Here is a 21,394-nt window from a genome sequence, read left to right as displayed (position 1 = left end):
GGGGCAAGCCAAGGAAAGGGTGCGCCCATGCAGACTCGCAACAAGTTCTTCGATGACATGTCGCAGCTTATGACCAATGCGATGGGCGTGGCCCAGGGCGCCAAGACCGAGGCCGAGACGGCGATGAAAGGGTTCATCGACCGCTGGATGGCCGACCGCGATTTCGTGACGCGCGAAGAATTCGATGCGGTGCGCGCGATGGCCGTAAAGGCCCGCGAGGAAAATGCGGCGCTGGAAGCCCGGCTTGCGGCACTGGAAGCACGGCTTGCCGATGCGCCGAAAGCGGCCAGGAAGAAAGACGCCTGAGCCTAAGGCGACCGGCGCCGACCCGCGCCGGCAGGGCCGCCGAGAGGGGGCTCGACGCCCCCCGAGGCGGCGGCCTGTTCAGAAGGTCGGCGCGTCGGGGAAGCCTTCGCGCATCATGCGCAGCACTTCGGCGAAATCGAGCGGCTTCTGCATCACGATATTGGCCCCTGCCGCGTGGAAGCGGTTCATCTCCTCTCCCACGACGGCGGCGGTCAGGCCGATGATGGGTCTGGTATAGCCCTGCTGGCGCAGGCGGCGGATCAGGTCGTCGCCGTCGAGTTCCGGCATGAACAGATCGGTGATGACCAGATCGGGCTGGCGTTCGGCGATCATCTCGAGCGCGGCGCGGCCATCGGGTGCGACGCGGACCTTGGCGTGCAGACGTTCGAGCCGGGCCTTCGTCACATCCGCGACAAGGGCGTTGTCCTCCGCAAGGACGACACTCCAGACATGATCCGGTGCAAGCGGGGCTGTGGCGGGTGCCGTGGCCGACGGTTCCTGCGCGGCTTCGGCGAGCGGTTCGGGCAGGCGCAGCACATACCCCGCCCCGCCCCGCTGCGGCTGGTAGAATTGCAGCGTGCCGCCCAGCATTTCGATGGACTGGCGGGCGATGTAAAGGCCAAGGCCACTGCCATCGGGCAGGCGGCGCGGGTCGTCGGTGCCGCGCTCGAAGGGCAGGAACAGGCGGTCGACCTGATCGGCCGCGATGCCGATGCCGTCATCCTCGACCTGCCATTGGCTGACGGGCGGTGCGCCCGCGACCATCGGTGGCTGCGCCGAGAAGGACAGGCGCACCTGTGTGCCTTTGCTGTGGATCAGCGCGTTGCGCATCAGGTTCGACAGCGCCTGCCGCAGCCGCATCACATCGCCGACGCGCGGCTTGGCCGCACCCGCCCCCAGCGACAGCGACAGGGAAATGTCATGGTCGCGCGCCGTCAGGCTGAGGGCGTTGCGCAGGGATTCGGCCAGTTCGGCCGGCACATAGGACACGCGTTTGACGGGCAGGTTCTTTTCGGGGTTCACCGTCTGGCGCATGTCGCCCAGCACCGAAAGCAACTGGTCCGCCGCCTCGCGCATTTGCCGGTGCAGGCGGGTGCGGTCGTCGGTGTCGGGCAGGTCGTCGATCAGGATCGACATGACCGAGGCGGGGGTGCGCAATTCGTGCGAGACGATCGAGAAAAGCTGGCGTTGCCGTTCCTGACGGTTCGACAGCTCCTCGAGCGTTTCCTTGAGCCGGGTTTCGCGGTTCTCGGATTCGGTCACGTCGAGAAGGATGCCGAAAGAGACCGGATCGCCTGCGGGGGACGGTTCGGTCCAGAGAAAGCTGTGCAGGACGCGGCCTGTCGTGGCGTGCATGACCAGATCGCGCGAGGGGGCCGCGCCGGGCATCATGCCGCGCATCAGGGCGGCGGCGTCATCGACCGAGAGGGCATCGCGCAGGTCGTCGATCGGGCCTTCGGCGGGCAGCGAGAGCATCCGCTGCGCGGCATCGTCCAGCCGGAAGCGCCCCGTCGCGCGGTTCAGGGCGAAAAGGCCCACGCCCGCGAAATCGCGCGCGCGGTCGAGTTTGCGGATGGCGGCGTCTTTCTGCGAGATCAGGTTGTCGGTGTGGCTTTTGACCGCCATGCCGAGCAGCAGCATGGTCAGCGCCATGAGCGAGTAGCGCTCCAGCAGGACCTCGTGCGGGTCGGCGGGCAACATGTCGCGCAGGAAGGCGCCGGTCAGGGCGGCATAGATGGCAAAGCCTCCGATGCAGCCGAACAGGGCGACACGCAAGGGCAGCGCGATGACGAGAACCATGCCCAGCACGACCACGTCGATCATCGGGTAAAGCACGTAGCCCCGGGCCTGAACGGCGGCCATCAGCGGAAACAGCAGCATCACGGCGAAGGTGGGCAAGATCTGGTTGCGGCGCGGAAACTCGAGCGCGGCCAGAAGGAAGGCCGCGACCACGACGCAGCCCCGCAACATGCGGATGACGGACAGTTCGACATAGTCCGGCCCGAACCCGAGGGCGGCGCGCAGGGCAGGATCAAGCGTGGCCGCGTAGCGCAGGGACAGGCTGATCTGGATGGCCCCGATCACGGCGAAGAACACGAAGGACGCGAAGCACAGGAACAGGTCGGCCGAATGGGCCCGCATCCGAAGCCGCGCGGCGCGGAACGACAGGTCGTAGCACCAGCTCAGCACCAGCCCCGCGCCGAGGCTGATCGCGAAGAGCATCGCCACGACCGTCCATGTCAAGCCGTGAATGTCGTTCCACGGTGTGGAATTGGTGAAGGGCTGGTAGAAGGGATAGAGGAACACCGAGCCATAGGCGAGCAGCGGCACCCATGCCAGACGGCGGGGATAGAAGAAGATGCCGAGGATCAGCGTATATTGCGCCACATGCGGCGTGACGTTGACGGCCAGCAGGTTCTGCCCGTGCAATCCGGCCGCCGCCGACATCAGCACCGTCCAGATCGCGACGACGGCAAGGAACCAGAAGGTGTAAAGCGCCGGATCGTCGGCCAAGGCCCGGCGTATCGCCAGAATGCGCGACCGTTCGAAGTCGCGGAACACATAGGCTTCGCCTGTTTCGGGCTTGCCTGCGGCCGGGGCGGTCTGCGGATCCTGATAAGGCATTACACGGTGCAATCGTAAGAGATGTGGCGGGTTTATCGTGGTCGTTCGCAGCGTGCAGCACTTCTTTGGCACAGGGTCGGCTGACAAGGGGATGAGGCATACATCTGCGCCGCGCATCCTCGGGGCTTTGCCTTGATCGCGCAACGTGGCAAAAAGGCCCTGCCGGCCCGCGTCAGGAGCGTTGGCGCGCGTAAGGGGTGAGCATGTCAGGAGTCCGCCATCCGGCCGGCACCGTGACCGCAGGAAAAGTCGGTCACGAGGCGTTCATTTTGGTGAACGGAAACTGTCCACAGAAGATTGGCGCAGAAAACACTTTACAGGCTTTCGCATCAGGCCCACCATATCTAGTATGGATCAAGTCCGGCGAACGCTGAAACTTGCCGGACCAACAGCCTCTTGTGGGTCATAGCCTGCACGTGGCGCTATCATGAGGCCGGGCGATGTCGTTGACCGAAGATTTCCTGAACGTGGACGACCTGCACCCGATCGACATCGTCGAAACGCTGGCCGAGCATCATGAATGGGAATTCGACCGCGTCACCGACGACCAGATCGCCATGACGGTCGAGGGACAGTGGCGGACCTATGCGCTGACCCTCGCATGGTCGCGGCAGGACGAGACGTTGCGGCTGATCTGCACCTTTGAAATGGAGCCTCCGACCGAGCGGATGGGGCAGCTTTACGAGGTGTTGAACCGCGCCAACGACATGGTCTGGACCGGGGCTTTCACCTATTGGGACGACCAGAAACTGATGGTCTGGCGCTATGGTCTTGTGCTGTCGGGCGGGCAAAGCGCCAATCCCGACCAGATCGACCGGCTGATCGCCAGCGCGGTGATGGCGGCCGAGCGGTTCTATCCGGCGTTCCAGCTTGTCGCCTGGGCCGACCATGCCCCCGCCGACGCCATGAAGGTCGCCATTGCCGAGGCCTACGGCCGCGCCTAGTCTTTGCCCCGAAGCAAATCGGGGAATTTCATGCTGGATCAGGTGGCCCGTGACGGGCTGGTGCTTTTGGGCTGCGGCAAGATGGGGTCTGCCCTTCTGACGGGGTGGCTTGCGGCGGGCGTTCCCGCGACATCGGTCTGGGTGATCGAGCCGAACCCGACAGAGTGGCTGCGCGCCTCGGGAGTGCATCTGAACGAGGGGGTTCCCGAAAAGCCCGCCGTGGCGCTGCTGGCGGTGAAGCCGCAGATGATGGGGGCGGCGCTGCCGTCGCTTGTCGCCTTGGGCAACGGGACGACCTTGTTCGTCTCGATCGCCGCAGGAACGACGATTGCGGCCTTCGAGGCGGCCTTGGGTGCGCGCACGCCGATCGTGCGGACGATGCCCAACACGCCCGCGATGGTGAACCGCGGGATCACGGCCCTGTGCCGCAACGGCCATGTGACCGATGCGGGCATGGCGCTGGCCGTGGCGCTGATGGCGGCGGTGGGGGAAACCGTGGTGCTCGAGGGCGAACACCAGATCGACGCCGTGACGGCGGTGTCCGGTTCCGGCCCCGCCTATGTGTTCCATCTGATCGAGGCGATGGCGGCGGCGGGCGTGGCCGAGGGCCTGCCGGAGGCGACCGCCATGCAGCTTGCGCGGGCAACCGTCTGCGGGGCGGGGGAATTGGCGCATCGTTCGCCGGACAGCGCGGCGCAGTTGCGGGTCAACGTAACCTCGCCGGGCGGAACCACGGCGGCGGCGCTGGCGGTGCTGATGGATGACGCGAGCGGGCTTCCGCCCCTTATGCGGCGGGCGGTCAGGGCGGCGGCGGATCGCGGGCGGGAGTTGGGGAAATGACCATCACCTATGACGATTTCGCCAAGGTCGACATCCGCCTGGGCCGCATCACCCGCGCCGAACCCTTCCCCGAGGCGCGGAAACCCGCCATAAAGCTTTGGGTCGATTTCGGCGGCGAGATCGGCGAGAAACGCTCGTCTGCCCAGATCACCGCGCATTACACCCCCGAGGGGCTGGTGGGCCGGCAGGTGCTGGCCGTCGTCAACTTCCCCCCGCGCCAGATCGGCAAGGTCATGTCCGAGGTGCTGGTGCTGGGCGTGCCGGATGCGGCGGGCGAGGTGGTGCTGATCGGGCCGGGGCACGAGGTGCCCTTGGGCGGGAGGTTGTTCTGATGCGCTTGCTCATCACACGGCCCATGCCGGACAAGGTATTGGCGGCGGCGAAGGCGCGGTTCGATGTGACCCTGCGCGACAGCGCGGCGGTGCTGGACGCGGCAGAACTGCGCGCGGCGCTGCGCGATTACGATGTCGTCCTGCCCACATTGGGCGACCGCTTTCAGGCCGATGTCTTTGCCGATGTTCCGGCGCCAAGGGCAAGGCTGCTGGCCAATTTCGGGGTCGGCTACAACCATATCGACGTTGCGGCCGCAAAGGCGGCAGGGGTCGCGGTGACCAATACGCCGGGTGCTGTGACCGATGCCACGGCCGATATCGCCCTGTCGCTGATCCTGATGACCGCGCGGCGTCTGGGCGAGGGCGAGCGCCTGTTGCGGGCGGGCCAATGGCAGGGCTGGGGACCGACGCAGATGCTGGGGATGCATGTGACGGGCAAGACCGTCGGCATCATCGGGATGGGCCGGATCGGCAAGGCGATCGCGCGGCGCTGCCATTACGGTTTCGGGATGGAGGTGCTGTTCCACAACCGCTCGACCGTCGGGGACGCCGGGGTTCCGGCGCGGCAGGTGCCGCTGGATCAGGCGATGGCTGCGGATTTCGTCGTGGTCGCCGTTCCGGGCGGGGCCGCGACGCATCATCTGATCGGGGCGGATGCTTTCGGCGCGATGAAACCTTCGGGCTATTTCATCAACATCGCGCGCGGCGATGTGGTGGATGAAAGCGCCCTGATCGCGGCCTTGCAGGCAGGGCGGATCGCTGGCGCGGGGCTGGACGTCTACGAGTTCGAGCCCAAGGTTCCGCCTGCCCTGATCGGAATGGAGAATGTGACGCTGCTGCCCCATCTGGGCACCGCCTGCCTGGAGGTGCGCGAGAACATGGGGCTGATGGCGGTGGACAACCTGATCGCGCATCTCGACGGGCGCGACATGCCGAACCGGGTGTGACCGTGGGGCGGAAAATTCTTCGGCGAAGAATTTTCGGAAGAATTTTCGGCGAAAATTCTTCGGCGCGGCGGGGGGCTGGTCGGTGATCCTGTCGCGCGGGCGGCGTTACGCCTTTATCCACATTCCCAAGACGGGTGGCACGGCGCTGGCGCTGGCGCTCGAGGCGCGGGCGATGGCGGATGACATTCTGGTGGGCGACACGCCCAAGGCTGTGGCGCGGCGCGGGCGGCAAAAGGCGCTCAAGGCGGCGGGGCGGCTGTGGAAGCATTCGACACTGGCCGATCTGGGCGGCTTGCTGCCTGCGGATCTGGAGGGGTTCTTTACCCTGACGCTGGTGCGCAACCCCTGGGACCGGATGGTGAGCTATTACCACTGGCTGCGGGGGCAGGGCTTTGCCCATCCGGCCGTGGGGCTGGCCAAGGCCAACGGTTTCTCGGGCTTCCTGAACCATCCGCATACGCGCACGGCTGTCAGCCTTTGGCCCTACGGGGCCTATATGCGCGACGCGGGCGGGGTGGAGCGTGCATCGCTTTACGTCCGGCTTGAACGGCTTGACGAAGAACTTGCACCGTTCGAGGCGCATCTTGGATTTCGCATCACCCCTGTGGCGCGGGCCAATGCCTCGGAGCGGGTGACGGATTGGCGGCCAGCCTATAGCGATGCCGATGCGGCGCTGGTGGCCGCACTTTGTGCCGAGGATATCGCGCGGTTCGGCTACGATTTTAACGGCATTCGCTGAAACCTTCGCCGCTTTGCCGCCTTTCGGGCGCGTGGATGCCTGTCGGGCGGGGCAGGGCTTTGCCGTGGTTCCGGTGGAGGTATCGGCGCGGTGGAGCGCGGTCCGGCATATGCGGTCGAAGGGGTCGAGGCGGGTTTGCCTGTCGCCACGGCGCGCGGATGGCGTGCGGCGGGTGCGCTGCGCGCGGGCGAGGCAATCGTCACGCTCGGCGGGCTTGCGGTCTTGCGCGGGGTGGCGCGGTCTTGCCTTGGGGCGGGGATGGAGCCGGCGTTCTGGCCGCTTGCGCTGCCTGCGGGGGCGCTGGGCAATGCGGTGGGCATGATCCTGCCCGCAGACCAGCGGATCGCCCTTGGCTTGGATGGCGGTGTGATGCTGTTGCCTGCGCGCGCGCTTGAACATTGGCGCGGCGCGGGTCGGGTGGCGCCGGACGGGCGGGCGGTGGTTCGGCTGTGGTTCGACCGACCGCAGGTCGTGGTGGCCGCGGGGCTGCATTTCGCCAGTGGCGGGACCGGGCCGGATTCGGGTGAGGCGGGTGCGGGTGCGGGTGCGGGACCTTTGTCGCCCGGAGTGCCCGAGGCGCGCGAGATCATGGCGCTGCGCATCGCCCTTGATGCGGGGCGCGGGCTTGCTCAGGCTGCCTTGGCGAAGCGGCGGTAGAAGGTTTCGCCCTTGGCGGCCATGTCGACCAAGAGGTCAGGGGGCGCGAAGCGGGGACCGTGGGCATCGGCCAGCGCCTGCGCCGTTTCCGCCACGGCCCCCGCGCCGATGCGGTCGGCCCAGGAAAAGGGGCCACCGCTCCACGGGGCGAAGCCCCAGCCAAGGATGGCGCCCACATCGCCTTCGCGGATGTCTGTCAGAACGCCCTGTTCCAGCGCGCGGATGGCTTCCAGAACCTGCACGTAAAGCAGGCGCTTCTGCACGGTCGCCAGATCGGGCTGCGGGTTTGCCAGCGGGAATTCGGTGCCGAGGCCCGACCAGAGGCCAAGCCGCTTGCCCGTGTCGTCATAGGCGTAGAAGCCTGCCTTTGCCTTTTTCCCCATGCGGCCAAGGTCGGCCATGCGGAACAGGACCGCGTCGACATCGCCGTCGGGATAGGCATCGCCCATCGCGGCGCGGGTGGCGCGGGCGATCCTTACCCCGAGATCGAGCGAGGTTTCGTCGATCAGTTGCAGCGGCCCGAGCGGCATGCCCAGCATGCGGGCGGCGTTCTCGATCAGGGCGGGGGTGACGCCTTCGGCGACAAGGCGCATGCCTTCGTTGAGGTAGGGGATGATGCAGCGGTTGGCGTAGAAGAAACGGGCGTCATTGACGACGATGGGCGTCTTGCGCAGCTGGCGCACGAAGTCGAGCGCCTTGGCAACGGCTTCGGCTGCCGTGTCCTTGCCACGGATGATTTCGACCAGCGCCATCTTGTCGACGGGGCTGAAGAAATGGATGCCGAGGAAGCGGTCGGGACGCAGCGAGGCGCGCGCCAGCGCCGTGATGGGCAGGGTAGAGGTATTGGTGGCGAAGATCGCGCCCGATGCCGCCTCGGCGCGGCGGGTGACTTCGGCCTTGACGGCGGGGTCTTCGAACACGGCTTCGACGATCAGGTCGCAGGTCCCGAGCGCGGTGTAATCGGTGGTCGGGGTGATGCGGGCCAGCGTTTCGGCCATTTTACCGGGTGTCATCTTGCGGCGCCGGACTGATTTTTCGAGCAGGGTTTCCGAATGGGCGCGCCCCTTTTCGGCGGCCTCCTGCGTTGCATCGACAAGGGTGACGGTGATGCCCGCAAGGGCCGCGACATGGGCGATGCCCGCCCCCATCATACCTGCGCCGATCACGCCGAGGTGGCGCACGGGGCTGTCGGGAAGCGCGGGGCGGTTCGCGCCCTTTTCCAGTGCCTCTTTGTTGATGAACAGCGTGCGGATCATGGCGCTTGAAGTCGGGTCCATCAGGATTTGCGTGAACCAGCGGGCCTCGATCTTCAGCGCGGTGTCAAAGGGGACGAGCGCCCCTTCGTAGACCGCCGAGAGCATGGCGCGGGCGGCAGGGTAGACACCCATCGTCTGCCCCGTGACCATCGCAGAGGCGCCGACGAAGGTCATGAAACCCGCAGGGTGGTAGGGTGTGCCGCCGGGCATCTTGTAGCCCTTGGCGTCCCAGGGTTTGACCAGATCGGCATCGCTGGCCGCAAGCACCCAGTCGCGCGCGCGGGCGAGCAGGGTTTCGGGGGGGACGACCTCGTCGACAAGCCCGCCGGATCTGGCGGAGTTCGGGTCTGACAGTTTCCCTTCGAGCAGAAAGGGGGCGGCGGCCATCGCGCCGAGTTTGCGTGTCAGGCGTGTGGTGCCGCCCGCTCCGGGGAAGATGCCGACCTTGATCTCGGGCAGGCCGATTTTGGCGCGCGGGGTGTCGGCTGCGATGATGCGGTGGCAGGCGAGGGGAAGTTCGAGGCCGATCCCGAGCGCCGTGCCGGGCAGGGCCGCGACGATGGGCTTGCCACCCCGCAGCGTCTTTGGGTCCATCCCCGCGCGTTCGATCTTGCGCAAGAGCGCGTGCATGGACATCACGCCGTCAAACACCGCCTGCGCCCCGCCCGCCTGCATCTGCGCGATGACCCTGAGGTCCATGCCGCCCGCGAAATCGGGCTTGGCCGAGGTGAGGATGATGCCGCGGATCGCGGGGTCTGACAGGGCATGGTCGATCAGCCCGTCGAGTTCGGCGATGCCCGCCAGAGACAGCACGTTCATCGACTTGCCCGCCACGTCCCAAGTGATGGTCGCGACGCCATCCGGTGCGGTCGTGAGGGTGAAATCGGGCATGGGTCTCTCCTGTGGCGGGGTGTCAGGATTGCGGGGGCAGGGGCGGGCGGTCAGGTATGGGGCGTGGGCGGTCAGGCGTTGGGGCAGTTTACCGCTTTTCCCTTGGTCTGCCGTCGGCATGGAAATACCGGCGGGCGGGGCCGTCCTTTTCGGTCATCAGGTCGTGGTCGGGGTAGTGGATGCGGTCGGTGCGGTTGCGCGTGCCGATCACAAGGTAGCGGACCGGCGCCTCGGTGTGGTTGTGCAGGCTGTGGCCGACGGGATGGCCCGCAGGCCATGCGGCTGCCTCACCCGCGGTCAGGACGGTTTCGCTGTCCTCGACCAGCGTGACGCTGCCCTGAAGGACAAGGATCATCTCGTCCTCGGTTTCGTGCCAGTGCCGGAAACTTGACCGGCTGCCGGGGGGCAGTTCCTCGATGAACGCTCCGAACTGGGTGAGCTGTCCGGGGTCGGAGAGCAGCCGGTAGCGGTAGGGGCCGCTGCCGCCGCCAAGGACGGGGTGCTGCGGATCAGGTTCGTCCTGCCAGTCGGGAAGGGGGATGCGCGGCATCAGCAGATGTCCTTTCCGGCCGGCAGCGCGGCCCCCGTGCCTTTGCGGTCGCGGCCGTACGGTGCGGGCCTGCGCAACGGGCGGGCGCGGGCTGTGGGGGCGCGGGAAGTGAGGGCGTGAGTAGAGAGGGCGCGGGCAGAGATGACTGGGGCACTCATCCCTCGGGCCCCCGATAGTCGCGCCCGTCCTTGTGGCGGAAGGCGGCGGTGCCGTCCTTGATCTCGACCACCAGATCGACATCGGAATAGGTGGCGACCTCGTGCTTTGCCTTGCTGCCGATGACGAGAAACCGCGCCACGCGGTCGGTGCGGTTGAGGAAGTGGTGCCCATCGGCCAGCCCTGCGGGAAAGGCGGCGCAATCTCCGGCCTGCATTTCCTCTTCGCCGGCATCGGTGACCATGATGCAGGTGCCTTCGGTCACCATGACGAACTCGTCCTCGGCCCTGTGCCAGTGGCGCAAGGAGGACATCGCGCCCGGTTCCAGCGTGACGAGGTTCACGCCGAACTGGGTCAGGCCTCCGGCCTCGCCCAGACGCAGCGACGAGCGGCCCGCCATCATGGCGGCATAGGGGGCGGGGTAGATGGATCCGGTTTTCACCGGAACGCGTGTCAGGTCGAGTTTCGGCATCATATCCTCTCGATGATGGTTGCGGCCCCCATGCCCGACGCGATGCAGAGCGTGGCGAGGCCGGTGGTCTTGCCCGTCCGCTCGAGTTCGTCGAGCAGCGTGCCGATGATGATTGCCCCCGTGGCACCCAGTGGATGGCCCATCGCGATGGCGCCGCCGTTGGGGTTCACGCGGGCGGGGTCGACCTCGAAGGCTTGCAGAAAGCGCAGTACGACGCTGGCGAAGGCTTCGTTCACCTCGAACAGGTCGATGTCCGCGATGGTCATACCCGCTTCGCGCAGGATCTTTTCGGTCACGGGAACGGGGCCTGTCAGCATGATCGTGGGATCGGAGCCGATCTTGGCGGTGGCAAGGATGCGCGCGCGGGGGCGCAAGTCATAGGCGCGGCCGAATTCCGCATTGCCGACAAGCAGGGCCGCCGCGCCATCGACGATGCCGCTTGAGTTTCCGGCGTGGTGGATATGCTCGATCCGTTCGAGATGGGGGTATTTCATCAGGGCGACGCGGTCGAAACCGGGCATCCCCTCGCCCATGTCGCGAAAGGCGGGTTTCAGGGCGGCAAGGCTGGCCATGTCGGTCGCGGGGCGCATGTATTCATCGCGCGCAAGGATCGTCAGGCCGTTCTGGTCGGTCACCGGAACGACCGAGCGGTCGAAATGCCCTGCGGCCCATGCGGCGGCGGCGCGGCGCTGGCTTTCGACGGCCAGCGCGTCGGCCTGTTCGCGGGTGAAGCCGTATTCGGTGGCGATGAGGTCGGCCGATATGCCCTGCGGGACGAAGCAGGTGGACATGGCAAGCGCGGGATCGACGGCAATGGCCGCCCCGTCCGACCCCATCGCCACGCGGGACATCATCTCGACCCCGCCCGCGATATAGGCCGCGCCCGCCCCGCCCCTGATCTGGTTGGCGGCGAGGTTCACCGCCTCCATCCCGCTGGCGCAGAAGCGGTTGACCGATAGGCCCGGGATCGACGGGTGCAGGCCCGACAGCAGCACGGCAGAACGGGCGAGGCAGCCGCCCTGTTCGCCGACCTGCGTGACGTTGCCCCAGATCACATCCTCGACCGCGCCGCCGGCAAGGCCGTTGCGCGCGGACAGCGTATCGAGCATGCGCGCCGACAGGGCGACGGCGGTCACCTCGTGCAAGGCACCGTCCGGGCGGCCCTTGCCACGGGGCGAGCGGATCGCGTCATAGATGAAGGCGTCTTGCATGGCGGGTTCTTTCGGTCGGGACAGGTCAGGCGCGGTCCGAGGGGTTTCCGGGCATCAGCGCGTAGGGCCGCTTCCAGCCGGGCAGGGCCGCGATGCGGTCGAGCCAGCGGTCGATATGGGGCCAGTCGGCGCGGGTGAAACCGAAGGGCTCGGGGTAGTAAAGATACCCGCAGCAGGAGAGGTCGGCGATGCTGGGGCCATCGCCCACGATCCAGTCACGGCCGGACAGATGCGCGTCGAGAACCGCATAGGCCGCCTTGAGCCGCCCTTGCAGGAAGGGGATCACGCCCTCGGGGCGCTTTTCGGGCGGGAGGAAGTTCGACAGGAAACGGCAGGTGCCGATCTGGGTCGAGAGCTTGTGATTGTCCCAGAAGAGCCAGCGCAGGATCTCGGCCTGCTGCGCGGGGCCGGAGCCGCCGAGCTTTCCGGTCATCGCGGCGATTTCCGTCAGGATCACCCCCGATTGCGTCAGGATGCGGGTTCCGGTGTCGAGGACGGGAACCTCGCCCATCGGGTTGAGGGTGCGGAACGCCGCCTGCCGCGTTTCGCCGTTGAAGAAATCGACGAAAACGGGCTGCCACGGGGTATCGGTCAGGGCCAGCGCCAGCGCGACCTTGTAGGCATTGCCGCTTTCGCCGAAGCAGTAGAGTTTCATTTTCACCCTCCGGTTGGTGTGGCCGGCCCCGGGGGCGTTGCCCCCGGACCCCCAGAGTATTTTTCGCAAGGATGAAGGGGGTCAGCCTTGGTGATTTGTTAACCTTTTCAGCGCAGACAGACGGCACGGTACAGGCTGGAGAGCCGATGACCGTCAAGGGTGAAGCCCCGTCTGGCCGTGGCGGACAAGTGTCGGCGGTCAGGCGGGGCGGACCGCAGGGGCGATGCCGCGCCTTTCATCCTTGCCCAAATACTCATCTTCCTTGCCTTTCCCCGATTCTCATCGCTTGCGGTCCTCGAGTTCCGAATTGAACAGGCGCAGGCGGTGGGTAAGCGTGTCCTTGTCCATGACGCTGTCGAAATTCTCGAAAAGAAAGGACAGCGCCTCGCCCTCGTCCAGCCCGGCCTCGGTCGCGAAGCGTTTGAGTTTGCGGTAGCCGTCCTCGGTCATGGCGACGGGGAAGCGGCGGGTCAGGCGGAAGCGTTTGGGCATGGATCACTCGGCATCGGGAAGGGTGGGAATTTTCGCAGAAAATTCGTGGTGAGGCAGGCTAGAACGCTTCGGCGGGAAGCGCCATCACAGGATCGGCGCCCGAGGTGATGCGGGCAAGGTGAAGGGCGGTCGCGGGCAGGTGGCGGGCCATGTAGAAGCGCGCCGTTGCAAGTTTCGCATCAAGGAAGGCCGCGTCGGGGTGGCCCCTGTCCAGCGCCGCCAGCGCCGCGCGGGCCATGCGCGCCCAGATCAGGCCAAAGCAGACATGGCCCATGAGATGCAGGAAATCGGTCGCTCCGGCGAGGGCGGTGTCGGGTGATTTCGGCGCGGTTTGCAAAAAATGCATCGCGGCCGTCTGCAGGTCTTTGCAGGCGGCCTTGAGCGGGGTGGCAAAGGGGAGCATGCGGGGGTCTGTCCCGTTTTCGGAGCAGAAGGTCGTGACCAGTTCGAAGAAGGCCATGATCGCCTTGCCGCCGTCGGCCCCCAGTTTGCGCCCCACCAGATCGAGCGCCTGGATGCCGTTGGTGCCTTCGTAGATCATGGCGATGCGCGCATCGCGGACGAATTGGGACATGCCGCTCTCCTCGACATAGCCGTGCCCGCCAAAGATCTGCTGCGCGGCGACGGTCGAGTCGAACCCCTTGTCGGTCTGGAATCCCTTGATGACGGGGGTCAGGAGCGAGACCAGCGCCTCGGCTTCCGTGTCGCCTGTGCGGGTGGCGCGGTCGATCAGGCTGGCGGCCCAAAGCGTGAAGGCGCGTGCGCCTTCGGTAAAGGCGCGCTGGTCCATCAGGCTGCGGCGGATATCGGGGTGGACGATCAGCGGATCGGCCGGGCCCGAGGGATTGGCAGGGACCGATGCGGCGCGGCCCTGAAGGCGGTCGCGCGCATAGGCGGCGGCATTCTGCAGGGCGGCTTCGGCCACGGCATAGCCTTGGACGCCGACGCCGATGCGGGCCTCGTTCATCATGGTGAACATGGCGCGCATGCCCTTGTGCAGCCCGCCCATCAGGAAGCCGGTCGCGCCGTCATACTCCATCTGGCAGGTGGCGTTGGCGTGGATGCCCATCTTCCGCTCGATCCGGCTGGCCACCACGCGGTTGCGCGGGCCAAGGCCGCCGGCTTCGGTCACGAGGAATTTCGGAACGATGAACAGCGACAGGCCCTTGGTCCCCTCGGGCCCGCCCGCGGCGCGGGCAAGGACGAGGTGGATGATGTTTTCGGCAAGGTCATGTTCGCCCGCCGAGATGAAGATCTTGGTTCCGGTGATGCGGTAGCTGCCGTCGGGTTGCGCTTCGGCGCGGCTGCGGATCAGGCCGAGGTCGGTGCCGCATTGCGGTTCGGTCAGGTTCATCGTGCCGGACCATTCGCCCGAGACGAGGCGCGGCAGGTAGGTCGCCTTCTGTTCTGCCGTTCCGTGGGCGTGGATGGCGGAATAGGCGCCGTGGGTCAGGCCCTGGTACATGTTCAGCGCCATGTTGGCGCCGACGAAGATTTCCCCCACGGCGGTGCCCATCAGATAGGGCAGACCCTGCCCGCCATAGGCGGGGTCGCAATCGAGCGCGGGCCAGCCGCCCTGCCGCAGCTGTGCGAAAGCCCCGGCGAAACCGGGGGGGGTGCGGACGGTGCCGTTTTCCAGCGTGCAGCCGATGCGGTCGCCCGTGGCATTGAGCGGGGCGAGGACGTCCGAGGCGAGACGTCCGGCTTCGGACAAGACGGCCGCGGTAAAGGCGGGGTCAAGGTCGGCATAGCCCGGAATATCCGCGCGCGTCACGTCCAGCACGTCGTGCAGCACGAATTGCAGGTCTTTGATCGGGGCGGAGTAGCGGGGCATCGGTCTTCCTATTCGGCGGCGCGGCGCAGGGCGGCGAGGGTTCGGGCGCCCCAGTCCATCTGGTCTTTCAACTCGGCGATCGCCTCGTCGAGTTCCGCCCTCTGGCGCTCCATCTGCGCGAGGCGCCCGCAGGCGAGGTCGTAGGTGCGGGCAAGCTGGGCTTCCTGCTGGCCGGGGTCGCGGTCATACATCTCCAGCAATTGGCGGATGTCTTCGAGGCTGAAGCCGAACCGCTTGCCGCGCAGGATCAGTTTCAGCCTTGCGCGGTCGCGATAGGTGAAAAAGCGCGCCGTGCCGCGCCGCTGCGGGAAGAGAAGTTCCTTGGCCTCGTAGAAGCGCAGGGTGCGGGGGGTGACGTCAAAGGCTTCGCACATCTCGCGGATGGTCAGGAGGGCGTCTTTCGGGGCGGGTCCGGTCATGGGGGGCCTGTGCAGGGTCGGGGGGCGAAATCGGGCGGGCGAAATCGGGGGGGCGGGGTTCGGGTGGCGGCTGGCAGAGTCGGAGGGTCGATGCGCCAAGTATAGCGCAGTGCTTGACGTTAAGGTAAACATAACGTCGCGTCAGGTGGCGTGGCCGTGATCAGGGCGGATCGCCCCTTGCACATCGGGCGGGGCGCGGGATTATGGGGGCATGAGTGACCGACCCATCGACATCGCCCGCCGCTTCATCGAAGCCCTGCCGCATTCGCGCGCGCTCGGGATGCGGCTTGTCAGCTTCGGCGAGGGCCGTGTGGAAATGACCATGCCCTATGACGCGCGTTTCATCGGCGATCCCGCGACGGGGGTCATGCATGGCGGGGCGGTCTCGGCGCTGATGGACACGGCGAGCGGGGCGGCGGTGATGTCGCACCCTGTGGCGCCGGTTTCGACCGCCACGCTGGATTTGCGGGTGGATTACTTCCGCCCCGCCACGCCGGGCCAGACCATCACGGCGCGGGCCGAGTGCTACCACACCACGCGCACCGTGGCCTTTGTGCGGGTGACCGCGACGGACGAGGATGAAAGCCGCCCCGTGGCGGCGGCGACGGGGGCCTTCACGCTCGACCTTCCCAAGGGGGCCTTGTGATGCGCGAGAAGCCCGAGCCCGTGCAGGTCATCAAGCAGCGGCGCGATGCGGCGCTGACGCAGCTGTGGTCGGGCGTGCCCTATATCCAGTATCTGGGCATCCGCTTCGACCGGCGCGGAGACGAGCTGACGGCGATCCTGCCCTTTGACGAGAAGCTGATCGGCAACCCCATGCTGCCCGCGCTGCATGGCGGGGCGATTGCGGCCTTTCTCGAGGTGGTGGCGATCATCGAACTGTCCTGGGTGACGCTTTGGGAAGAGATGGAGGCCGGGCGGCTGGACCCTGCGGCCATCGCCGCCCACCCGCCGCGCCTGCCGAAGACCATCGACTTTACCGTGGATTACCTGCGCTCGGGCCTGCCGCGCGACGCCTATGCGCGGGCAAGGGTGAACCGCTCGGGCCGGCGCTATGCCAGCGTGCATGTCGAGGCATGGCAGGACAACCGGGCGCGGCTGTTCGCGCAGGCGACGGGGCATTTCCTGATGCCGCAAGACGGGGTTTGACGGGCAGGAAGGGGGCTGTCTGCCCCCTCTTGGCCTGCGGCCAATTCACCCCCGAGGATATTTCCGGCAAGAGGAAGCGGGCTGTTTGTCCTGTCCCGTTCCTCTTGCCGGAAATATCCTCGGGGGGAGGCGCGCGGCACGCGCGGCGTGGGGGGCAGAAAGCCCCCCGCCGCCGTCGGGCACAGGGTGCATGCGTGACAAGACCCCGTGACATGACCCAGTGAAAAGGCCCCGTGAAAAGGCCCCGTGACAGCGGCCGTGACATGAAGTTAGGTGCCGCAATGACCGACCTGAGCCACAGCCGTCTTCTGAAGATTGCAGCACCCATCGTGCTGTCCAATGCCACGGTTCCGCTGCTTGGCGCGGTGGATACGGGGGTCGTCGGGCAGTTGGGGCAGGCGGCGCCCATCGGGGCGGTGGGCCTCGGGGCTGTGGTGCTTGCCACGGTCTATTGGGTTTTCGGATTTCTGCGGATGGGCACCTCGGGGCTTGCGGCACAGGCGCATGGGGCGGGGCAGATGGACGAGCGGGCGGCCATTCTGTTGCGGGCGCTGGCGGTGGCCTTTGCGGCGGGGGCGGTCTTTGTGCTGGCGCAGGGGGCGATCGCATTCCTGGCCTTCCGCGTGGCGCCTGCCGGGGCCGAGGTCGAGGCGATGGCGCGGCACTATCTGGCGATCCGCATCTGGGGGGCGCCTGCGACCATCGGGGCCTATGCGCTGACGGGATGGCTGATCGGGCTTGAGCGGACGCGGGCGGTGCTGGTGTTGCAGCTGTGGATCAACGGGGTGAACATCCTGCTCGACCTGTGGTTCGTGCTGGGGCTGGGCTGGGGGGTGGGCGGCGTGGCGGGGGCCACGCTGATCGCCGAATGGTCGGGGCTGGTCTTCGGGCTGTGGCTGTGCCGCGACGGGGTGCTGCCCTGGCTGCGGCCTGCCGTGGCGCGGCTACGGGATGCGGCGGCGCTGCGGGTGATGGTGGCGGTGAACGGCGATATCATGGTGCGGTCGGTGCTGCTGCAACTGTCCTTTACCGCCTTTGTCTTTCTGGGTGCGCGTTTCGGCGACGGCACCCTTGCGGCCAATCAGGTGCTGCTGCAATTCCTGTCGATCACCGCCTATGCGCTGGACGGTTTTGCCTTTGCCGCCGAGAGCCTTGTCGGGCAGGCGGTGGGGGCGAAAGCGCCGGCGATGGTGCGGCGGGCATCAAGGCTTTGCATGGGTTGGGGATTCGGCGGGGCGCTTGCGATGGGGCTGGCCTTTGCCATGGCGGGGCCGTGGATCATCGACCTGATGGCGACAGCGCCCGGCGTGCGGGCCGAGGCGCGGGCATTTCTGCCCTGGGTCGTGATCGCCCCGGTGATCGGGGTGGCGGCGTGGATCTATGACGGTATCTTCATCGGCGCCACGCTGACGCGCGAGATGCGGCGGGCGATGACCTTTTCGGTCGGGGTCTATGCCCTTGCGCTTGTGGCGCTGGTGCCGTGGCTTGGCAATCACGGGCTATGGGCGGGGCTGATGGTGCTGAACGCCACGCGCGGGGTCACGATGGCGCGGGCCTTTCCCGCCGCCGCCGCGAAAGCCAGCTAGCCCGCCTGCCAGAGGCGGACGCTTTCGAGCGGGTAGACGAGCATGAGGATGTTGAGCGCGAGGCCGTCGCGGATGAGCCATGTCGTCATCGCCTCGAAGCCGAGGATGAGGGCGACGCTGGCCCAGAGCGGCAGGCGGCGGGCGAGAAGGAAGCCCGCGATCATCGCCGCGATGTCGGCGGTCGAGTTGAGGACGCTGTCGCCATAGTAGTCGAGCGAGATGGTCACGGCGCGGTAGCGGTCGATGATGAGGGGCGAGTTCTCGAGCAGTTCCCAGGCCGCTTCGACCACCGTGGCGAGGGCGAGGCGCCAGCCGAACGGGAGGCGGCGGGCAAGAAGCCAGAGTGCGGCATAGAACAGCAGGCCGTGGATGATGTGGCTGAAGGTGTACCAGTCGGTCAGATGCTGCGAGTTCTCGGACGAGAACACCACGCCATGCCAGAGTTTGACATAGCCGCAGGTGCAGATCGGCACGCGGCCCATGAGCAGCAGCGTCAGGGCGGCCAAGCCGATGACGGCGGCGGTGAGAAGATAGGGAAAGCGCTGTGACCGGATCATGCGGGCCAAGGAAGCACGGAGCAGGCGGCTTGGCAATTGCCCGTTGCGCTATAGGTTGGACGGAAAGGGGAGGTGCGGATGGCGGGAAAATACGGGCCAAGCAAGGGTGAATTGCAGTTCCGCGCGGTGTTTTCCGTGCTGGGCCTGCTTGCGGTGGGCGTGCTTGTCGCGGTGCGGGGCGTGCCCAAGGGGCCGGGGCTGGTCGAGGTGTTCGGGATCGCGCTTGTGTTCTTTGCCGGAACGCTGGTGCATTCGCTTTGGCGGCTCAAGGCGTTAGCGGCACGCGACCCTGATCGGTAAGCACGAAAGCCTCGCGCCCTTCCAGCACGATGGCGGTGAGCGGGCCGCCATAGGCGGCGCTGGAATCGATGTTCACGCGGTTGCCGTAATGGGTGGCATGGTCGAGCGCGGTGTGGCCGTGGACCACCAGAAAGCCGTGGTCGCGGGGGTCATCGAGGAAGCCCGCGCGGATCCAGACGAGATCGGTCTCGCGCTGTTCGGGCATCGGCACGCCGGGGCGGATGCCGGCGTGGACATAGACCACCTCGCCCCGTTGCAGCCATGTCGGGCGGCTGTCGATGAAATCGATATGCGCCTGCGGAACGGCGGCGACGGCGTCGGCATGGACCGGGGCTAGCGGGCGGTCGGCGGGATGGCGCACCCCGTAGGAGGCGAGTGTCGCAGCCCCGCCGAGCCGCGGATGCAGCCATGACAATTCGCCCCGCAATCCTTCGTCATGGTGATGCATGTCGGACAGGAAGCCCGTGAACATGCGGTCGTGATTGCCCTTGAGCACCTGCCAGGGTTGGCCCGCCGCCATGCCGTCGATCAGGAATTGCACCACGCCGCGGCAGTCGGGGCCGCGGTCGACAAGGTCGCCGAGGTGGATCACCGGCGCGTCGCCCGTGCCGTGGCGGGCGCGGTCGGCCGCGATCCGGTCATGCGCGCGGCGGAGCAGGTCGATATGGCCGTGGATGTCGCCGATGGCGTAGGTGATCATTGCGTCTTCCTGCGGAAGCGGGGGGTTTCACACCCCCCGCACCCCCCGTGGAGTATTTGAGCAAGGCTGAAAGGGAAAGGGGCGAGGATGACCCCGCCCCCAAGTTTCTTGGGCCCCCCCGTTTGCTTGGGGCCTGCCGTTTCAGGCGACGTCGAATTCCAGCGGTTTGACCTGTTGGAACATGCCGGTGGATTCCAGCGTCTCGACCACTTTGGGGTCGATCGGCTGGTCGAGGTAGAGGATGGCGATGGCGTCCTGACCCACGCCCGAGCGGCCAAGGGTGAAGTTCGCGATGTTCACGCCGTTCTTGCCCATCGTCATGCCGAGAAGGCCGATGATGCCCGGAACGTCCTCGTTCGTGGTGTAGAGCATGTGCTGGCCGATTTCGGCGTCGATGTTGATGCCCTTGATCTGGATGAAGCGCGGCTTGCCGTCAGAGAAGCAGGTGCCCGCGACCGAGCGTTCGCGGCTGTCGGTGACCATCGTGACCTTGATGTAGGCGTCGAAGGTGCCGGTCTTGTCCTGACGGGTGGTCGAGATCTGGATGCCGCGTTCCTTGGCCACGATGGGGGCGGAGACGAGGTTCACATCGGGGTTGTGCGCCTTCATCACGCCGGCGATGACCGACTGGTTCAGCGCGGCGAGGTTCATGTCGGCCACGGCGCCGTCGTAGAGGATGTTGATCGCCTTGATCGGCTCGTCGGTCATCTGGCCGATGAAGGCGCCGAGGTGCGAGGCGAGTTTGACCCACGGGCCCATGACGGCGGCTTCCTCGGCCGTGACGTTGGGCATGTTGAGCGCGTTCTGCACGGCCCCCGTGAGCAGGTAGTCGGCCATCTGTTCGGCGACCTGAAGCGCCACGTTTTCCTGCGCTTCGGTGGTCGAGGCGCCGAGGTGCGGGGTGCAGACCACGTTCGGCAGGTTGAAGAGCGGGTTTTCGGTGGCGGGTTCGGTTTCGAACACGTCGAGCGCGGCACCTGCGACATGGCCCGTTTCGAGGGCCGCTTTCAGCGCCGCCTCGTCGATCAGCCCGCCGCGGGCGCAGTTGATGATGCGCACGCCGCGCTTCGTCTTGGCGATGTTCTCGGCCGAGAGGATGTTGCGCGTCTTGTCGGTGAGCGGCACGTGGAGGGTGATGAAATCGGCCCGCGCGAGCAGGTCGTCGAGTTCGACCTTGGTCACGCCGAGTTGGCGGGCGCGTTCGTCGGACAGGAAGGGATCGTAGGCGACGACCTTCATCTTGAGGCCCACGGCGCGGTCACAGACGATGCCGCCGATGTTGCCCGCGCCGATCACGCCGAGGGTCTTGTTGAACAGCTCGACCCCCATGAATTTCGATTTCTCCCACTTGCCCGCATGGGTGGAGGCGTTGGCTTCGGGGATCTGCCGTGCCACGGCGAACATCATGGCGATGGCATGTTCGGCGGTGGTGATGGAGTTGCCGAAGGGCGTGTTCATCACGATGACGCCCTTTTTCGACGCCGCCGGAATGTCGACGTTGTCGACGCCGATGCCGGCGCGGCCGACGACCTTGAGGTTGGTCGCAAGGCTGAGGAGTTTCTCGGTGACCTTGGTCGCCGAGCGGATGGCGAGGCCGTCATACTGGCCGATCAGCTTTGCCAACTCGTCCTTGTCCTTGCCGAGTTTCGGCAGGTAGTCCACCTCGACCCCGCGGTCGCGGAAGATCTGGACGGCGGTTTCGGAGAGTTCGTCGGATACGAGAACGCGGGGGGCCATTGGGGGCTCCTGTCAGATGGATGTTTGGGGGAGAGCGCG

At 66.9% G+C, this 21,394-nt stretch carries 23 protein-coding genes; 11 read left to right on the top strand and 12 right to left on the bottom strand.

Annotation, left to right across the window (positions count from 1 at the left end):
• Positions 1–27 precede the first annotated feature (27 nt).
• On the top strand, positions 28–306 hold the full coding sequence (locus H7F16_RS04960) for an accessory factor UbiK family protein (RefSeq protein WP_185796414.1): 279 nt from the start codon (positions 28–30) through the stop codon (positions 304–306).
• Between the two features lie 78 nt (positions 307–384).
• Here the strand turns inward: H7F16_RS04960 and H7F16_RS04955 are convergent, their stop codons facing one another.
• The gene (locus H7F16_RS04955) at positions 385–2,931 is read right to left on the bottom strand and encodes a hybrid sensor histidine kinase/response regulator (protein ID WP_185796413.1); all 2,547 of its coding nucleotides are present in this window, start codon (positions 2,929–2,931) and stop codon (positions 385–387) included.
• A 440-nt stretch (positions 2,932–3,371) separates the two neighbouring features.
• On the opposite strand from H7F16_RS04955, the gene H7F16_RS04950 reads away from it, so the two are divergent.
• From H7F16_RS04950 to H7F16_RS04925, 6 genes are all read left to right on the top strand, one after another.
• Positions 3,372–3,875, top strand: a complete 504-nt coding sequence (locus H7F16_RS04950) for a type III secretion system chaperone family protein (protein WP_185796412.1) — start codon at positions 3,372–3,374, stop codon at positions 3,873–3,875.
• A 30-nt stretch (positions 3,876–3,905) separates the two neighbouring features.
• Positions 3,906–4,715: a pyrroline-5-carboxylate reductase gene (gene proC, locus H7F16_RS04945; RefSeq protein ID WP_185796411.1), complete on the top strand. Its 810-nt coding sequence runs from the start codon at positions 3,906–3,908 to the stop codon at positions 4,713–4,715.
• Entirely contained in the window at positions 4,712–5,047 is a 336-nt protein-coding gene (locus tag H7F16_RS04940; RefSeq protein ID WP_185796410.1) for a tRNA-binding protein, read from the top strand. The genes proC and H7F16_RS04940 overlap by 4 nt, the downstream gene beginning before the upstream one ends.
• Positions 5,047–5,994 carry a 2-hydroxyacid dehydrogenase gene (locus H7F16_RS04935; RefSeq protein ID WP_185796409.1) on the top strand — a complete coding sequence of 316 codons (948 nt, stop codon included), beginning with the start codon at positions 5,047–5,049 and terminating at the stop codon, positions 5,992–5,994. Before H7F16_RS04940 ends, H7F16_RS04935 begins: the two co-directional genes overlap by 1 nt.
• 82 nt (positions 5,995–6,076) lie before the next feature.
• A complete protein-coding gene (locus tag H7F16_RS04930) occupies positions 6,077–6,733 on the top strand; it encodes a sulfotransferase family 2 domain-containing protein (protein ID WP_185796408.1) in 657 nt (218 codons plus the stop codon).
• A gap of 90 nt (positions 6,734–6,823) precedes the next feature.
• Positions 6,824–7,390, top strand: coding sequence for a Hint domain-containing protein (locus H7F16_RS04925; RefSeq protein WP_185796407.1), 567 nt, complete (start codon positions 6,824–6,826; stop codon positions 7,388–7,390).
• Here the strand turns inward: H7F16_RS04925 and H7F16_RS04920 are convergent.
• From H7F16_RS04920 to H7F16_RS04885, 8 genes are all read right to left on the bottom strand, one after another.
• Complete coding sequence (locus H7F16_RS04920; protein ID WP_185796406.1) at positions 7,363–9,537, bottom strand: 3-hydroxyacyl-CoA dehydrogenase NAD-binding domain-containing protein; 2,175 nt, start codon at positions 9,535–9,537, stop codon at positions 7,363–7,365. The two genes, H7F16_RS04925 and H7F16_RS04920, sit on opposite strands and share 28 nt — an antisense overlap.
• Before the next feature lie 88 nt (positions 9,538–9,625).
• On the bottom strand, positions 9,626–10,087 hold the full coding sequence (locus tag H7F16_RS04915) for a cupin domain-containing protein (protein WP_185796405.1): 462 nt from the start codon (positions 10,085–10,087) through the stop codon (positions 9,626–9,628).
• Between the two features lie 154 nt (positions 10,088–10,241).
• Positions 10,242–10,715, bottom strand: coding sequence for a cupin domain-containing protein (locus H7F16_RS04910; protein ID WP_185796404.1), 474 nt, complete (start codon positions 10,713–10,715; stop codon positions 10,242–10,244).
• Complete coding sequence (locus tag H7F16_RS04905; protein ID WP_185796403.1) at positions 10,715–11,926, bottom strand: acetyl-CoA C-acetyltransferase; 1,212 nt, start codon at positions 11,924–11,926, stop codon at positions 10,715–10,717. Before H7F16_RS04905 ends, H7F16_RS04910 begins: the two co-directional genes overlap by 1 nt.
• 25 nt (positions 11,927–11,951) lie before the next feature.
• Positions 11,952–12,587 carry a glutathione binding-like protein gene (locus H7F16_RS04900; RefSeq protein WP_185796402.1) on the bottom strand — a complete coding sequence of 212 codons (636 nt, stop codon included), beginning with the start codon at positions 12,585–12,587 and terminating at the stop codon, positions 11,952–11,954.
• A 273-nt stretch (positions 12,588–12,860) separates the two neighbouring features.
• Positions 12,861–13,073, bottom strand: coding sequence for a hypothetical protein (locus H7F16_RS04895; protein WP_185796401.1), 213 nt, complete (start codon positions 13,071–13,073; stop codon positions 12,861–12,863).
• A 58-nt stretch (positions 13,074–13,131) separates the two neighbouring features.
• Positions 13,132–14,907 (bottom strand): acyl-CoA dehydrogenase, encoded by a 1,776-nt coding sequence (locus H7F16_RS04890; RefSeq protein WP_185796400.1) that lies wholly within the window; start codon positions 14,905–14,907, stop codon positions 13,132–13,134.
• Between the two features lie 8 nt (positions 14,908–14,915).
• Entirely contained in the window at positions 14,916–15,326 is a 411-nt protein-coding gene (locus tag H7F16_RS04885) for a MerR family transcriptional regulator (RefSeq protein ID WP_185796399.1), read from the bottom strand.
• Positions 15,327–15,537: 211 nt separating this feature from the next.
• Here H7F16_RS04885 and H7F16_RS04880 point away from each other — a divergent pair, with 211 nt between their 5' ends.
• The 3 genes from H7F16_RS04880 (at position 15,538) to H7F16_RS04870 (ending at position 18,061) form a co-directional block, all read left to right on the top strand.
• Positions 15,538–15,972 carry a PaaI family thioesterase gene (locus tag H7F16_RS04880; protein ID WP_185796398.1) on the top strand — a complete coding sequence of 145 codons (435 nt, stop codon included), beginning with the start codon at positions 15,538–15,540 and terminating at the stop codon, positions 15,970–15,972.
• The gene (locus H7F16_RS04875; RefSeq protein WP_185796397.1) at positions 15,969–16,475 is read left to right on the top strand and encodes a hotdog domain-containing protein; all 507 of its coding nucleotides are present in this window, start codon (positions 15,969–15,971) and stop codon (positions 16,473–16,475) included. Before H7F16_RS04880 ends, H7F16_RS04875 begins: the two co-directional genes overlap by 4 nt.
• Before the next feature lie 281 nt (positions 16,476–16,756).
• Positions 16,757–18,061, top strand: coding sequence for an MATE family efflux transporter (locus tag H7F16_RS04870; RefSeq protein WP_185796396.1), 1,305 nt, complete (start codon positions 16,757–16,759; stop codon positions 18,059–18,061).
• Here H7F16_RS04870 and H7F16_RS04865 read toward each other — a convergent pair.
• Positions 18,058–18,618, bottom strand: a complete 561-nt coding sequence (locus H7F16_RS04865) for a DUF2585 domain-containing protein (RefSeq protein WP_185796395.1) — start codon at positions 18,616–18,618, stop codon at positions 18,058–18,060. The genes H7F16_RS04870 and H7F16_RS04865 overlap by 4 nt on opposite strands.
• 78 nt (positions 18,619–18,696) lie before the next feature.
• Between H7F16_RS04865 and H7F16_RS04860 the strand changes: the two genes are divergently transcribed.
• Positions 18,697–18,918, top strand: coding sequence for a hypothetical protein (locus H7F16_RS04860; RefSeq protein WP_185796394.1), 222 nt, complete (start codon positions 18,697–18,699; stop codon positions 18,916–18,918).
• Here the strand turns inward: H7F16_RS04860 and H7F16_RS04855 are convergent.
• Together H7F16_RS04855 and serA are read right to left on the bottom strand one after the other, a co-directional pair.
• Positions 18,884–19,618: a metallophosphoesterase gene (locus tag H7F16_RS04855; protein WP_185796393.1), complete on the bottom strand. Its 735-nt coding sequence runs from the start codon at positions 19,616–19,618 to the stop codon at positions 18,884–18,886. The genes H7F16_RS04860 and H7F16_RS04855 overlap by 35 nt on opposite strands.
• A 141-nt stretch (positions 19,619–19,759) precedes the next feature.
• Positions 19,760–21,355 (bottom strand): phosphoglycerate dehydrogenase, encoded by a 1,596-nt coding sequence (gene serA / locus H7F16_RS04850; protein WP_185796392.1) that lies wholly within the window; start codon positions 21,353–21,355, stop codon positions 19,760–19,762.
• Positions 21,356–21,394: the final 39 nt, after the last annotated feature.

This window comes from Paragemmobacter straminiformis (assembly GCF_014243445.1).
Taxonomy (GTDB): Bacteria; Pseudomonadota; Alphaproteobacteria; order Rhodobacterales; family Rhodobacteraceae; genus Paragemmobacter; species Paragemmobacter straminiformis.
This window is presented reverse-complemented; position numbering and strand designations above follow the sequence as displayed.